This window comes from Pseudomaricurvus alcaniphilus, assembly GCF_011440395.1.
Classification (GTDB): Bacteria; Pseudomonadota; Gammaproteobacteria; order Pseudomonadales; family Cellvibrionaceae; genus Pseudomaricurvus; species Pseudomaricurvus alcaniphilus.
This window is the reverse complement of the sequence record NZ_JAAOIX010000003.1, coordinates 39,474-54,941: the sequence shown is the minus strand read 5'-3', so window position 1 is coordinate 54,941 and position 15,468 is coordinate 39,474. Positions and strand designations below refer to the sequence as shown.

Annotated in this window: 8 protein-coding genes; all 8 read right to left on the bottom strand. The window is 55.6% G+C overall.

What is annotated here, in order from left to right:
• Positions 1-43: 43 nt before the first annotated feature.
• On the bottom strand, positions 44-1,465 hold the full coding sequence (locus tag G8764_RS08690) for an alpha-amylase family glycosyl hydrolase (protein ID WP_341806343.1): 1,422 nt from the start codon (positions 1,463-1,465) through the stop codon (positions 44-46).
• A gap of 41 nt (positions 1,466-1,506) precedes the next feature.
• Positions 1,507-3,195, bottom strand: coding sequence for an alpha-amylase family glycosyl hydrolase (locus tag G8764_RS08685; protein ID WP_166164216.1), 1,689 nt, complete (start codon positions 3,193-3,195; stop codon positions 1,507-1,509).
• A gap of 14 nt (positions 3,196-3,209) precedes the next feature.
• Positions 3,210-4,739, bottom strand: a complete 1,530-nt coding sequence (locus G8764_RS08680) for an MFS transporter (RefSeq protein WP_166164214.1) — start codon at positions 4,737-4,739, stop codon at positions 3,210-3,212.
• A 229-nt stretch (positions 4,740-4,968) separates the two neighbouring features.
• Entirely contained in the window at positions 4,969-7,461 is a 2,493-nt protein-coding gene (locus G8764_RS08675; RefSeq protein WP_166164212.1) for a TIM-barrel domain-containing protein, read from the bottom strand.
• Between the two features lie 221 nt (positions 7,462-7,682).
• The gene (locus tag G8764_RS08670; RefSeq protein ID WP_166164210.1) at positions 7,683-9,161 is read right to left on the bottom strand and encodes a sugar porter family MFS transporter; all 1,479 of its coding nucleotides are present in this window, start codon (positions 9,159-9,161) and stop codon (positions 7,683-7,685) included.
• A gap of 110 nt (positions 9,162-9,271) precedes the next feature.
• Positions 9,272-10,006, bottom strand: coding sequence for a DUF6445 family protein (locus G8764_RS08665; protein WP_166164208.1), 735 nt, complete (start codon positions 10,004-10,006; stop codon positions 9,272-9,274).
• A 93-nt stretch (positions 10,007-10,099) separates the two neighbouring features.
• The gene (locus tag G8764_RS08660) at positions 10,100-12,115 is read right to left on the bottom strand and encodes a glycoside hydrolase family 97 protein (protein ID WP_166164206.1); all 2,016 of its coding nucleotides are present in this window, start codon (positions 12,113-12,115) and stop codon (positions 10,100-10,102) included.
• 190 nt (positions 12,116-12,305) lie between these two features.
• On the bottom strand, positions 12,306-15,116 hold the full coding sequence (locus G8764_RS08655) for a TonB-dependent receptor (protein ID WP_166164204.1): 2,811 nt from the start codon (positions 15,114-15,116) through the stop codon (positions 12,306-12,308).
• Positions 15,117-15,468 lie beyond the last annotated feature (352 nt).

Here is a 15,468-nt window from a genome sequence, read left to right as displayed (position 1 = left end):
GGCGTCTTGCAATGGCACCGCTCAAATGACGGAAAGCCTGAGATCAATTATTCGTGGCGTCTTTGACATAGACCCGGTATTCCCAGGGTTTGAGCTGCACCACTGCGTCAGCTTGCATGCGGTAGGATGCACCGCTGAAAAGCTCGGTGTAAACCCCGGTGTGGTAATTGGACTCCTGCAGGGTTGCGGTCACTGGCTGAGCGCTCATGTTAACGATGGTAATGACCTTGTCAGTGTTTTTCTGGCGCGAAAACGCTATTACCCGGTCCATGCGGTCATTTTTGATGCGTTCCATGGTGCCGCCCCAACTGCCATTCCAAAGCGCCTGGTTGCGATGCTTGAGATGGAAAAGTTTGGAATAGATCTGGCCGATCTCGTGCTCCCGCCAAACCACGGTATCGCGGTCAAAGAAATCGAGCGAGCGATCGAGGCCAGCCTCCTGGCCGGTGTACATCATGGGCATGCCCTCAATGGTGCCGGTGAGGACGATTGACGCCAGCAGGCCGTCGCCAAAATTGGAAAATTGCGTGCCTTCCCAGGAGTTTTTATCGTGATTGTCGATAAAATTCATGCGGTAGGCATTTTCCGGCCAGATGCTGACATGCTCGGCTATATACCCCTCAGTCAAGCCGCTGAGACTCTTGCCCTGGGTGGTAATGGCGTGCAAATGGTCCCACAGAGACCAGGAATAGGTCATATCAAACGCGCGCTTGTGCAAATCCCGGTCCGCGGCTTCTGCCAGCATAAACACCGGTTTGATCTGGTCCAGCTCCCGGCGCGCATTGTCCCAGAATTCCAGGGGCATAAAGCTGGCGATGTCGCAGCGGTAGCCGTCGATATCCAGTTCCTTAACCCAGTATTTCAGCGCCTCGGTCATGTACTTGCGCAGGTCTGGCTGGCTGTAATCAAAGTCGATAATGTCGTCATAATCGCGCCACGGGGTAGACTGGAAGTTGCCTTCCCGGGTTTTGATGTACCAGTCCGGGTGCTCGGTGACCAGGGGGTTGTCCCACGCTGAATGGTTGGCTACCCAGTCGAGGATGACATACATGCCCATGGAGTGAATGGTATCCACCAGGTGTTTGAAATCCTCGACAGTGCCGAACTCGGGGTTTACCCCAAAGTAATCCCGCACCGAGTAATAGCTGCCCAGCGGGCCCTTGCGATTTTTCTCGCCAATGGGATTGATGGGCATCAACCAGAGGATATCAACGCCCATTTCCTTCAGCCTGGGCAGGTGGGATTCAAACGCCTTGAAGGTGCCCTCGCGGGTGTACTGCCGCAGGTTAACCTGGTACAGCGTGGCGTTCTTGCTCCACTCGGGGTGAGATATTTCGACATACTCCCGCGGCTGGTAGGGATCCGGCTCGACCCGGGCAGTTGTAGCTGCAGTGTTGCTGACAGCGCAACCCGCGAGGCCGATGCAGCCGCTTAGCAGGGCGCCCAGCAAGGAGTTTTTAATCACGTTTGTTATCCTCTGATGATCTGGCATCTGTAGTGGCTTTGTTACAGTGCTGCCAAGCGAGCCAACAATTCAGCATTGCTGACCGGGTCGCGATTGATCCAGATGCTCACTGAATGGGCGGGCAGCTCCTGGGTAATACTGCCCTGCAATGGGACCTCCAGCGAGGCGCCGGTCTGCAAGTTGTGCCACCGGCCGCCATTCAATAGGCCAGCGGCCGCAACGGTCGCAGGCACATCGCCTTTATTCAACAGCACCAGTGCCGTTTCAGCCTTATCACCAGACTGATAGACCCGCAGGAATGCTGCCGAGTTGCCGTTGAAATCCAGGTTTACCTGTAAGCCTCGCTGCAGGGCCACCGATTGCTGGCGCATTTTTGCAACTTCTGCCAGCGCATTTTGAATCGGGTGAGTTTTCGCCGCGGCAATTCGCTCGGCACCGAAATAATTGCGATTGCCCTTGTGCTCCCCGGTACCGCGCATAAAACCCGTTTCAGACCCGTAATACACCACTGGAATTCCGCGGGAGGTGAACAGCCAGTTGTGCGCGTCAATAAACCCGCCATCGGTGGCATTCATTCGCGGCATATCGTGGTTGTCGTAAAACGTCATCAATTCATAGGGATTAACGTAGGTGCCGTCATTGAGGTGCAGATAGTCCAGCAACTCGGCAAAATCGCTGTTCGGGTTGCCAAATACCTTAACCATGGCTTCTTGCCCGGGAAAATCCAGCACGCTGATGCTGCCATTTTCCGGCAACTGGTGCTGGGCCACGTCCGTCGCGGAATAACTGAAGTGCTCGCCGAAGAAGAACATACCCGGGTACTGGGCGCGAATGCGGTCCGCCATCTCCTTCCAGAAATCATTGTCCACGTGGCGAATGGTATCAATCCGAATCGCGTCCACACCCTGGGCGATCCAATACAGATAGGAGTTGATCATGTACTCGCGCACATCCCGATTGAATTCATCCAGGTTGGACAGCTGCGCCAGATCCTTCTCCTTGTGGAACCAGCGCTGCAGTGGATCGCTGTAGTCCAGCTGCTCGGGTTCCAGATTTTTGTGATCGGCCACCAGCTTGCCATCACGATCGTAAATCTCGCCGTACTGAGGCTGGTCCACCGGCATGCTGAACGAGGGCGAGCCGTGATTGGCAACAATATCCAGGACAACCTTCAAACCCTTGTCGTGTAACTGTTGACTGAGGCCGGCAAAATCCAGCCCCGGTGACGGCAGGTGCTCGTCCAGCTGATAGAAGTTCACGCCCCAATAGCCGTGGTAGCCCGACTTGCCCAAATCGGCGCCGGTAGTTGCCGTGATGGGGCTACCACCGGTAAAGTGCTGATCCGGGTTATCGACAATGGGCGTCAACCACAACGAGGTAAATCCCATCGAGCGGATATAGTCGGCGTGGTCAACGATGCCTTTAAAATCACCGCCCAAGTAACCGATATTGGCGGCAGCTTCACCATCAAACTGGATCGGCAAATCAAAACTCGGATAGTCGCCGCCCTGCTGGGGAAAGTTATTGTTCGGGTCACCGTCGACAAAGCGGTCGGTCACCACAAAGTAAACGGCCTCGGCGGCAAACGGTTCACGGGTGCCCACAAACTCAGGCAGCGGTTTAGCGGCATCCCCCGCTTCCTGCAAGCTTGCAGTTTGGCGAGTATCTTCGCCACAAGCGACCAGCGCCAGGGCACTCAGTAACAGTGTATTTTTCGACCAGGTAAACATCAGGCAAGCTCCTCTTAAACTTTGGCTTCTTCCACTACGGGATCGTGGCTGTCGTCAACAAACAAGGTAACCAGGCCACCGATTAACAGAAAAACACCGCCAATAACAAGCGCGTATATAGCCTCGCCATCGAACAGCACACGTACCAGCAAACCGATAACACTGGCGGCCATAATCTGCGGTATCACAATAAAAAAGTTAAATATGCCCATGTACACACCCATTTTATGGGCCGGCAGGGCTCCGGAGAGAATGGCGTAGGGAACGGACAATATTGACGCCCAGGCAATCCCCACCCCAACCATGGACAACAACAACCACTGCGGGTCCTTGATAAAAATAAAGGAGATCATGCCGGCGCCCCCACACCAGAGATTAATCAGGTGGGACGTACGGCGGCCAAAGCGATTGGCGATAACAGGAATGATGATGGCGGCCAGAGCGGCAAAGCCATTATAGGAACCGAACAATACGCCTACCCAATCAGCGCCGTCATTGAAAGCCCGGGTGGTGGGATCAGAGCTGCCAAAATGATATTCGGCAACCCCGGCGGTGGCGTAGATCCACATGGCAAACAGGGCAAACCAGGAAAAAAACTGCACCACCGCCAATTGCTTCATGGTCTTGGGCATATGGAACAGGTCATCGACGATTTCGTACAAGCCGTTACTGGTTCTGTTGGTCATCGCCATCCGCCAGGTGATCAACTGCAACAGGGCGAAGGTCAGCAGTCCACCGGCCAAAATGTAGAGTTGTTTGTCCCAGCCCTGGCTGTAGATCAACAGGCACAGCGCGGCGCCGGCGACCAGTAAAATGGCGGAGTCCCGCAAATACTTCGCGCTACTGCGGCGCGGGCCAGCGTGGGCTGCCGCAACTTCCTGACTGGCCTCGACCTCCTCCTCGAAACTGGCCATTTGCTCGGGCGAGTATTCGCGACTGAAGAGCACCGTCCAGCCCACCGCCAGGAACAGCACCGCCGCGCCGAGGTAGAAGGAAATACGGACGGAGTCCGGCACCTCCCCCGCCGCTGCCGTGTTGCTGATACCGGCGTAATTAAACAGTATATAAGGCAGAAACGAGGCGATGATCGCGCCGATACCGATAAAAAAGCTCTGCATGGCGAAACCCAGTGTGCGCTGCTTGTGCGGCAGGTTATCCCCCACAAAGGCGCGGAAAGGTTCCATGGAAATATTGATGGAGGCATCCAGGATCCACAGCGTACCGGCGGCAATCCACAGGCTTGGCGAATTGGGCATAAATACCAGCGCAAATGTGGTCAAAATGGCGCCGATAAGAAAATAAGGCCGCCGCCGCCCCAGAGAGGTCCAGGTTTTATCGCTCATGTAACCAATGATTGGCTGCACAATAAGGCCAGTCACAGGAGCCGCAATCCACAACAGGGGAATATGTTCGACATCGGCCCCAAGAGTCTGGAAAATTCGGCTGACATTGGCATTTTGCAGGGCAAAGCCAAACTGGATGCCGAGAAATCCGAAACACATATTCCAGATTTGCCAAAAACTGAGTGCAGGTTTCTTATCCATTATTAATTGCCTGTTCGGTATTGTTGTGGAAAATATTCTATGCCACTGGGGTTTTTATACAATGACTACAAACGTATGCAGCTTGCTACAAACGTATGCAGCCAACGTATTCATCCCCGGTAATTGCCCAATGCCCGCAACGCTGACCAGCGAGCTGCGGCCATAGCGCAACTGTCACCTGCTGATGCCTCATTGCAAAGTGTCACCTTGTTTGATATCCCCTTCATACTTATTTGCCTATCTGCAACTGCAGCGGTTTATGATCCCAGTCAAAAGCAATGGTCAATAACCGTGCGACAGGATCGTAATAACTCGCGCTTGGCTGTGTATCCAGCGCGTCGACGGTGCCAACAGGATTGACGCTAGTACCACCCATTTCAACTTCGGCCTCAGCCTCAATATTGTGTAGCACCAGATGCATACGCCGAGCGTCCGGCATGCCCTCGTAACCTGCCTCCCCCTGCTGCCGTTGTAACTCGATGGTCAACCCGTTGCCGCCACTGCTGGCAGAGAATTCCAACAGTTCATACTTACCCTGCTCATAGGCCTGATAAGTCTCGCCATCGTCTTCGTACATCTGCCCGCTGGCGCGCCGGACACTGGCATCGTGGTAGTAATGCAGGGTTAACTGCGCGCTTGAGTAGCTGGCGGCATTGACTGTCTGCTGGACCATGGGCACGAAGGCCCCGGCTTTGACCAGTACCGGTAAGGTGGACAGATCGACATCGCGAGTAATCTTGCGGCCGCCGCTGTAGCGTTGGTCGTTCCAGAAATCGAACCAGACACCATCGGGCAGGTAAAAACGTGCCTGGGAAACCGACGGATCGGTTATCGGGGATACAAAAAAAGCGTCTCCCCAGAAGTAGCTGCGGGCATTATCCATCAGCGCCAGATTGTCTTCATCGCTGAAAAACAGCGGTCGCATCAGGGGCATGCCAGTGGTGGAATTGATGTGTGCAAGCGTGTAGTTGTAAGGCGTCATACGATAGCGCAACTGCACATACTGGCGCAGGATATCCCGGACTTTTTCGCTGTGAAACACCGGCTCCGGCGCCACCGGCTCGATCCCGTGGGGCCGGTATATGGGCTGGAACACGCCGTATTGTAACCAGCGCACATAGGCCTCTTCATCCAGTCGATCGCCGACAAACCCGCCCAGGTCGGAGTGGGTATACGCCAGCCCCAACAGCCCCATTTGCAACGACAACTCCACCTGCGGTTTCAGTCCACCCCAACCGCGCTTGACGTCGCCGGTCCAGGGGAAAATTCCATAGCGCTGGGAGCCGGCGAAGCCGGAGCGAATCAGGATAAACGGCCGCTGCCCAGGAAAGTCCCGCAACTGGTTCTCAAACAGTACTTTGGCCCACTCGTGGCCATAGGCATTGTGCACTTCGTCAGCGCTGCCCAGCACATGCATGGCTTCAGCCGGGTGCTTTTCCGGCTCGGCCAGGTCACACCACCAACCACTGGCTCCCTGCTCCATCAAACCGCGATAGATACTCCAGAACCAGTCTGCTGCCTGGGGATCAAAAATATCGACAATGCCGGTAGTGCCGAAGTAAAACTCGGAGAAAGAAAATGGCTTGCCCTCGGCATCGGTGGCCAGCGCCTTGTTGGCCACCGCCTCATCCCACTTGCCGGAACTGGTGAGAATAAACGGTTCGGTTATGAGAATGGTTTTGATGCCCTTGCTGGCAAAGTCGGCCATCATTTTTTCCGGCTCAGGAAACGCCTCTCGATCCCATTGCAGATTGCCCATATGGCCCTGGATGTCCTTGCCGAACCAGTACAAGTCAAAAATAATGGCATCGACCGGAAACTCCTGCTGCTCAAACTTCGCCAGGGTATCCCGTGCTTCCTGCTCGCTGCGGTAACCAAAGCGGGAGGCGATATAACCCAGCGACCAACGCGGTGGCATGGGTTGCCGACCGGTTACGGCAACGTAATTGGCGATCAATTCGGGATAAGTGTCCCCCGCCACCACCAGATAGGCCAGGCGCCCACCGACGGCCTCAAACGACAGTATATCGCTCTCGGTTTTGCCCGCATCCAGCCAGCCTTTGGCCGAGTTATCGAACAGCAAAATATATTTGTCGCTGGACATCACCGCCGGCAAGCCGTAGTTCATTTTTTCCGAATGAGTGGAGTATTCACCGTGCGGCTCATTGTAGAGCGGCAGGCGATAGCCGCGCCGATCCATCCCCAGCACCCGCTCGCCACCGCCCAGCAACTTTTCATCTTTATCCAGCTTGAAGCGAAAGCCACTCACCGCTTCACCGTCTGCAGTTTCGCCCTGAAACACCCCTGCGGCCTCGGCCAGTAGCGGTTTGCCCCTGTGCAAATACTCGATCGTCAGCGGGTTCTTGTGGATCAGTGCTGTGAGTTCACCGTTGCCAAGCTGCAGCTGATTGCGCTTGTCCTTCAGCTTTACCTTCCGTTTTACATTGGTGCCAGCGGCTTCGCCGTGCAGTGCAAAAGACGGGAAAGGCTGCTTGCCCTGGGGTACAAAGTGCACCGCAAAAGCCTTCTCGCCGTGCGCACTGAGGGTCAATTTTCCAGTGCTGGTGGTAATGCTCAGGGTTGCACCATCCAACTGGTGGCTCACGTATTGGCCGGCATCGGCGTACAATTGCGACGCCAGCAGAAGCAGCAGCAGGCATGCGCGTTGAAACAGTTGCAACGGCTGCAGGGCGCAAGATATAACGTGTGATAGTCGCTTCATGCTGTTGTTACCTGTTATGTTTTGGTTAGTCCAATAGGTATTGGTTAGTGCGCAAACTAGGAGCCTGTCGGACTTAGGTGCCCGTAGCGAGAGAAAGTCCGATTTGAGTCAGTTTTTAACCATTTTTGAGGCGAATAGTGGTTCTATTTAACGAGAAAATGGTTAAAAAATGGCCAAACTCGGCTTTTTCGCAGCAGGGCAACCCTAAGTCCGACAGGCTCCTAGCGTCCGGGCTCGATCTCCTCGGCACTGTGAAAGGCAGCCTTCTCACCGGTCCACAGCACTTCCATCTCTTCCAGAGTCTTGCCTTTGGTCTCCGGCACCAGCTTCCAGACAAATATCATGGCGACCACGCAACAGCCGGCAAAAATCAGGTAGGGCAATGCGCCATTGAAGGCCTGCTGATTGAGGTCGCTGCCATTGATCACCGGGAAGCTGTTGGCGACGATGGCGTTGAACAGCCACTGCACCGCCACGGCAATGGACATGGCAACACTGCGAATATTATTGGGGAAGATTTCCGCCAACATCACCCACACCACCGGCCCCATGGACAGGGCAAAGGAACCGATAAATACCAGCACCGCAATCAATGACACCACGCCCATTTGCTGGCTGTACAGGGTCCAGGCCAGCACACTGAGGCCGACCACCATCCCCCCGGTGCCGAGCAGAAACAGCGGCTTGCGCCCCCACTTGTCGATGGTAAAGATCGCCACGAAGGTGAACGCCAGGTTGACCGCGCCCAACCACAACTGCTGTTTTAGCGCGTCTTCCGGGCCGTAACCGAGGGCATTACTGAAAATTTCGGCGCCGTAATAGAGAATGGCGTTGATGCCGCTCACCTGTTGAAAAATCGACAGCATAATGCCCATAAACAGCACAAAGGCGATGCCTTTGGTCGCCAGTGTCACCGGGTGGTGATTGCGGGTAGTGGAGAATGACAGGGCGATATCATCAAACTCCAGTTGCGCTTCCCGCGGCCCATCGGTGATCTTTGCCAGCACCTGCTTTGCCTCCTCGGTGCGTCCCTTCATCATCAGCCAACGCGGCGTGTGCGGCACAAAAAACAGCAGGATAAAAAAGGCCCCGGCCGGTAGCAGTTCGGACCAGAGCATCACCCGCCAGCCTCGCTCGACGTTGTAGGTGTGCAATTGGGCGATCTCTTCAGCTGACATACCTGCGGTGTTGCCGCCGCCGATAAAGTAAGTTGCCAGGAACACCACAAAGAAACCAATCACCACCGCCAACTGGTAATAGGCCACCATCTGGCCGCGCTCTTTCGGCGGTGCGATTTCGGCGATGTACATGGGTGCCGCCATGGACGCCATGCCTACCCCCAGCCCGCCGAGGATTCGGTATAACACCAGTTCCGTGAGCGAGTCGGCGACACCGGAGCCCCAAGCCGACAAAAAGAACAAAAAAGCCGACAGAATCAGGGTGTATTTGCGGCTGATGGCCTTGGTCAGGTAACCACTGAGCAGCGCGCCGAACAAACACCCGTATATGGCGCTGCTCACCGCCCAACCCTGCTCTCCCGGGGTCAGCTGGAAGTACTTGGTAAAGTAGAGTTGGCTGCCGCCAATCACGCCGGTGTCGTAACCGAATAACAGGCCGCCCAACGCGGCGACCGCGGTGATAGCGAGAATCATGCGCCGGTTGGCGCCTGCCCGCGGAGTGGCCAGTGGGATAGTGCTCATATATCAGCTTCTCTCTTGTTTGTGTAATTATCATGGTTTTGTGTGCAACAGGGACCAGCTTTCATCGCCTGCGGTTTTTTCGTTGCAATGCTAGTCGTGCTCGCCCACCTTTATGCGGGCAAACCGCTGACAAAGCTGTTCAAGGTCAAGCGCCCCTGGCGGAAATTCGTGCTCAGTAATTCCGGCACGGCGATATAGCCACTGTGCGGCACTTCACCGGAATAAAAAATCATCCGGTTAAAGCGCGCCGGGATAACCGCCAGCAATTCCGCCAGTTCGTTGCTGCCAGTCATATACTGCGGCGGCTGGCGAAACGCTGCACAGTGCTGCGCCAGCAACTCAGTGGCCGCAGCAGGGGCCTGCAGTTCCAGCGCCAGCGCCTGTTTGACTATGTCGGCGCGTTTCCAGCGATAAAATGCCGTGCCGCCGAGTCGCTCGTCGGCAAACAGATAAACCAGCGCGGCGTAACTGCGCCGCCCCGTTGCAGCGCGCGGATCGGTGTGACAAATGCGCTGGAAGTTGCCCAGTTGCTGCGGTGGCAGGACGGTCATGGCGAGCCCGGTATTGAGCTTCAGACCACCGCGTAAAATGGCAAATTGCCGGGCCATTTGGCTGCGAATAAAGCGGTGCAGCTCATCGACAACCTTGGCAGCGAGATTCAACATCACCCCCGGGTAGCCACCCCTGGTGCTGTAGAAGTGCGAGCCATTGGCCGCGGCGAATTCCACCAGCGCCTCGGGATTTTGCAGAAAATTGTCCACCACAACACAAAAGTCATGTTCACCCAATGGCTGGCGCCGTATTTCCAGCTTGGCGTTAAGATGGATCAGCGGCGCACTACTCACCTTGCAACCTCCACCAGTGCGCCTTGCAATACACTGGCCAGTAATGGCTCGCTAGCGTGCCTGTAACTGCAGTAAATCCGGCACATAGCGGCGCTATAACCTGTGCAAGCGCACCGCGGCACCGCCACCGGGCTTCAAATCCAGCTTCAGGACCTGCCCCGCTTTTACTTTCTTGCTCTCAATAACGTAGTCTTCCGGATTGGTGCGCCAGTGGGCCTGCTCGCCGTCCCGGTAGATCGTCGCCTGGTAGCGGCCGGCGTCGAGAAAATCCAGTTTGATCGACAGCTGGCGGGGGGTTTCATTGCTGGTCGCCCCCAGGTACCAGTCTTCACTGTGGCGATCTTTCCTGGCAATTACCAGGAACTCTCCAATCTCACCTTGCAGCGCCCTGCTCTCTTGCCAATCTGTAGGTACATCGTCAATAAACTGGAAGGCTGGGTGGCCCTGGTAGTTTTCCGGCAGGTCGGCGGCCATTTGCAGCGGACTGTAGAGCGTCACATAAAGTGCCAGCTGCTTGGCCAGAGTGGTCGGTACGCGGTTGTAGGGTCGGTGCTCCTGGTAGTCAAAATTAAAAATACCCGGGGTAAAATCCGTGGGGCCGGCCAGGCCGCGAGTAAACGGAATGATAACGGTATGGTTAGGCAGGTTACCGGTATCCGGGCTGCCGCCGTTATACTCCATACCGCGCACGCATTCGCGCGTCATCAGGTTGGGGTAGGTGCGACGCAAGCCGGTGTCCTTGATGGTTTCGTGGGCATTGACCATCACTTGGTATTTAGCGGCGGTTGCCACCACTTTGGCAAAGTGACGCACCATAAACTGGCCGTGGTGCCACTCCTTGCCTTCCAGGCGCGTGCCCACATAGCCCATTTTCACCGAGTGAATACCGAGCTTTTGATAATAGGCAAACGCCCGCTCCATTTGCGCTTCGTAATGGGCGATGCCGGCAGCGGTTTCATGGTGACCAACCAGCTGGCGACCTTTCGAGCTGGCGTAGTCAACCGCGGCCTGGATATCAAATCCCACCACCGGCTCATCGAAAATAAAAGTCGGTTTGCGCTGCCACCACTCACCTTCCCAGCCCTTGTTCCAGCCCTCCACCAGCACCCCATCGATATCGTGTTCGGCGGCAAAATCAATGTATTCTTTTACTCGCTCGGTGGTCGCCCCCTGGTCGGCACCTGGACTCCAGGATTTACTGCCGATATGCATCTCCCACCAAACCCCCATGTACTTGCCCGGCTTGACGTAAGCCGAGGTATCGCCGAGACGGTTGGGCTCATTGAGGTTGACGATCAAGTCCGAGTTGATCAGCTCCGCCGCCTGGGAAGCTATCTGGATGGTGCGCCAGGGCGTGGTCAGCGGGGTTTTGGCATAGACTTTGGTACCGTCGGCCCAGGGTACCAGGTCAGCTTTCAGGGTCTTGTGGTTGTCTGATACGTTGCGCAAAGTCATCGAGGCGTAGTCCACCAGCGCCGCCTCATGAATGGCAATGGCAATTCCGTCGTCAGTCAGGGTCAGCGGCGTGTGGGCCACATCAATAGAACTCAGGGCCGACTTCAGGTACTGGTATTCATAGCGCTGGTCGCGGTAGGCGGGAATCCACCAGGCGTGGTAATTCTGCGCCAGGGCAAATTCGGTCAGTTCATCCTCAATAGCAAATTCCTGCAGATTGGGCTGCTGAGGCAGGTGATAGCGAAAGCCGATGCCGTCATCAAAGGCACGGAAAACCAGTTCCAGCTTGCGCTGCAAACCTTCCCGCTCCTGCAAACTGATGCTGAGCTGGTTGTGGTGATCCACCACCTCGGCCCGCTCACCCCAGACCTGCTGCCATGCTTGGTGCGTGGTGTTGCGCTGTACATCGGTCACTTCCAGGTTAGCCGCCAATTGTGGCTGCCCCTGGATATCGAAACCCAGCCGTGAAGCTTGAATAACCGCTTGCTTTTTGTATTGGACGCTGTAGTACACACCGGCGTCCCGCACCTCGACGGTGACTTCAATGCTGCCGTCTGGTGAGGTCAATTGCTGGCTAGAGGGTTCCGCCGCCTGGGCAGTGACCAGCAGCACGGATAGCAGCAAGAATAGAGGAATCGTGAATAAATTGTGCATGCGCAACAAGATGCCATTCCCTGAGTTTGAGTTTTTTCAAAGTTGGGTAGCGCTCACTCGTTCAGATTGTCGTGTGCCTACTTCCGATTAATAATCCCAATAACGAATCCCGAAAACGACAGCTGATAAGTGCAGCTAACAAAAAACACCACCGGCGGACGCCGGTGATGCTTGCTGGTATCGCCCTGTGTTAGTAGAACGAATAGTTAACGCTCAGCATGTAGTTGGAGCCAAAGTGCTGATTCTTGCTGACAAAGCCTGTGTCGAGCAGATTGGTGTCATCTTCATCGGTGAGGTTTTGCGCTTGCAACGATATCCGCAGGCCCGCCAGGTGCTCGTTGCTAGAATCCTCGAAATCATAGCTGATCTGGGCATCCACCAACTCGCTGCTGTTGCGGGTAACCCCGGCAATGGTGTTGCTGCCACCACGCTCCTCAGAGGCGAAATCACCGCGCTTGGTCCAGGCGACACGGACTTCGAAACCACCCCGTTCGTAATAGACTGTCGCCGAATAGACCTCATCGGAAAGACCAGGCACTCGCGAGCCATCATCCAGTTCACCGTCAGTAAACGATGCCGACAGCGCCATGCCCAGGCCACCCAGCACCTCGGCAAGATCGCCGAAAGGTATGCTGCCTTGGATTTCGATACCATCCACTTCACCGGTCAGGCCATCCTGCTGAAAAGTGTTGACCCCGGTAAAAATAGCCGGATCGAAAATATTGCCGTTGCTATCGACACCCACGTGGTAACCGGGAATGTAGTACTCGGAGTAATCGATGACCTCCGTAGCCTTTTTGTGCCAGTTCAGAAGGTCTTTATAGAAATAGGTGGCACCCACATAACCCAGATCGCTGAAGTAGTATTCGTAAGACAGGTCAAACTGGTTGGCTTCATAGGGTAGCAACTGAGCGTTACCGGAGGTAGACAACCAGGGCCCTTTCTCCGGATCCGTATTTAGCACTTCGGCAATATTGTTCCTGAACTTGATCGACGAACCCGGCCCCAGGGCGTCAATGCGCGGCCGGCTAATGACCTTGGCCGCCGCAACCCGCACCATATGGCCCTCACCGAAATCAAAATTCAGGTTCAGGCTGGGTAATACGTTGGAGTAGCGCAGACCGTCAGACACCGGGGTCGCCTCAACAAACAGAGTGTCGACGACCACAGAATTAAAGCCAGTGGCTTCCTGCTCGGTGTGAATGCCCTGCAGGCCGGCGTTACCGAAAATCTGGATACCGTTATATTCCGTCTCGAAATCGATCTTGATAAATTCGCTCCAGATCTGCTCGGACACCTCATAGGTATCCCCGAGGCGATCGGGTTCGAGTTCGGCTGCGGCCCACTGGGTGTAGTAACCGCCCTTGATTAGGCTCAGGGCGTCATAGGCTGCGTAACCACCCAGCCCCGCCCAGCTGAGGTCCGCGACACCTTCGCGAACATTCTCCGGAATCAGTTCCTGGTCAGGCCACGCGGGTGACGTCAGGAAGGCGCCAAAGTTAACCTTGGACTTGGTATGGTCGGAGTAGCGCATCCCGAAATGGATCTTGGTGATGATCGAATCTTCGATCTGCTTGACCGCCTCGAGACGAAAGGTATCAAGCTCTTCCTCGAAAATGGCCTCGTTGGCAAAGCCATCCTGCGCCTGCGCAAAACCCACGCCGGGAAAGCCTGCCTGTTCGACCAGTGGCCCACCTGGCTGACCGAAAGGCGCCAGGCTGCCACCCCAGGACTGGGGGCCAGCCAGCTGAATCATAGCGAAGTCGGAGAAGTCATCGCCGGCGTCGGAAATCAGGAAACCCGCCCCCCCTGACTCAAAGGTACGGATGGTCTGGGCGCCCTGATTCGGATGATTCGGACGACCGCCAAGACCCGCATAACTTTCCGCTCGCAGGTCGCTCTTGCTGGTCTCACTGTGGGCCGCATCGAAGGTAAGCTGCCATTCGTCGTTAAGCACGTAATCCAGGTTAACGCCATAGGACTCCAGGTCACCGGTTTTTTCCGACGGGTCGGTGCGCATGACCGAGGCAAAACCTGTGGTCATGGCCGAGGTAACTACGCCGTCAGCGGCACTGATTACGCCGCTGCCATCGGCAGCGAACGGCATCTGCTCGATAAACCCGCGAATAATGCCGGAGTCCGTAAAGTCGATATTTAAATAATCGACGGTGGCGGTCAATTTATCCGTGGGCGCGAACTGCAGCACGCCGGAGAAGGTATCCCGTTCCAGCAGCCGTGAAATGGAGAAGATGCTCATGCCATCCGGGACAAAAAAGCCGGCATTGGGACCGGAGGTGATGACCGTGTCGGAATAACCCCAGGCGCTGAATTGCTCTTCCTGGCTGGGGGATTCGGTTGAGGCGACCGCCAACGATATACCGATCTTGCCATCGGCAAACTGCTCGGTCCAGCCCAGCGCAAAGCGATGGCCGGTATCATCGAAATCCGGATTGGGGGATTTGAGGTCATTCTGCTCATAACTGGCATTCAGCGTCAGGCCGGCCTTTGCTTGCAGCGGCCGAGCCGTCCTCAGATCTACGGTTCCGCCGATGCCGACCGTTGCCAGGGAGGCATCGGGCGCCTTGTAGACCACCGCTCCGGTCATGATCTCGGCCGGGTACAAGTCGTATTCAACGCCGCGGTTATCACCAATGCCCAGCAGCTCACGGCCGTTCATAGTGGTGCCGACGAAGTCCTCTCGGAAACCGCGCACCGACAGGCCACTGGTGCGGCCGTTGCGACGTTCGCCCGCCAGGCCCGGCAGCCGCGCCAGCGACTCGGCGATACTGGAGTCGGGCAGCTTGCCGATATCTTCCGCGGAGATCGCCTCGATCACCGACGAGCTGTCCATCTTCATCGCCTGGGCGCGTTGCAGGCTGCCGCGGATACCGGACACCACAACTTCCTCGATCACTGGCTCTTGTGCCACAGCCAAACTTGAAGCTGCTGCAGAAAGGGCAATTGCCAGATAGATGGGCTTGCGTTTGAATGTATGAATCATGATTTCCTCTCCAGATAAAATTTATTATTTCGTTACCGGCTGGAAGTTTCGCCTCAACACAACCGATCATAAAAGCTGTAACTACTTCAATTGAATATATTATTAAACCCCATCCATAACCGGAGGGGATAAAGTGAATTTGAAAATAGCATTAGCTTGCATCGAATAGACGCATTTTTGAATAGTTTCGGGACCCCCAAATTCAAATTATTTACACTGCGTCACCTTTAAATTCAAAGTTAACAGCAGAAACTGGACCAACCGAGTTTGGCAACACCTCCACTGCCCTCCCGGAAAACCACCTAAGTAAAAAATCATTTCCCATATTTAATTTTTTCCGAGTTAGCGCATT

Coding starts and splice junctions, on each gene's coding strand:
- G8764_RS08685 (WP_166164216.1), bottom strand. CDS start 3,195: ATGTTTACCTGGTCGAAAAATACACTGTTACTGAGTGCCCTGGCGCTG.
- G8764_RS08680 (WP_166164214.1), bottom strand. CDS start 4,739: ATGGATAAGAAACCTGCACTCAGTTTTTGGCAAATCTGGAATATGTGT.
- G8764_RS08675 (WP_166164212.1), bottom strand. CDS start 7,461: ATGAAGCGACTATCACACGTTATATCTTGCGCCCTGCAGCCGTTGCAA.
- G8764_RS08670 (WP_166164210.1), bottom strand. CDS start 9,161: ATGAGCACTATCCCACTGGCCACTCCGCGGGCAGGCGCCAACCGGCGC.
- G8764_RS08660 (WP_166164206.1), bottom strand. CDS start 12,115: ATGCACAATTTATTCACGATTCCTCTATTCTTGCTGCTATCCGTGCTG.
- G8764_RS08655 (WP_166164204.1), bottom strand. CDS start 15,116: ATGATTCATACATTCAAACGCAAGCCCATCTATCTGGCAATTGCCCTT.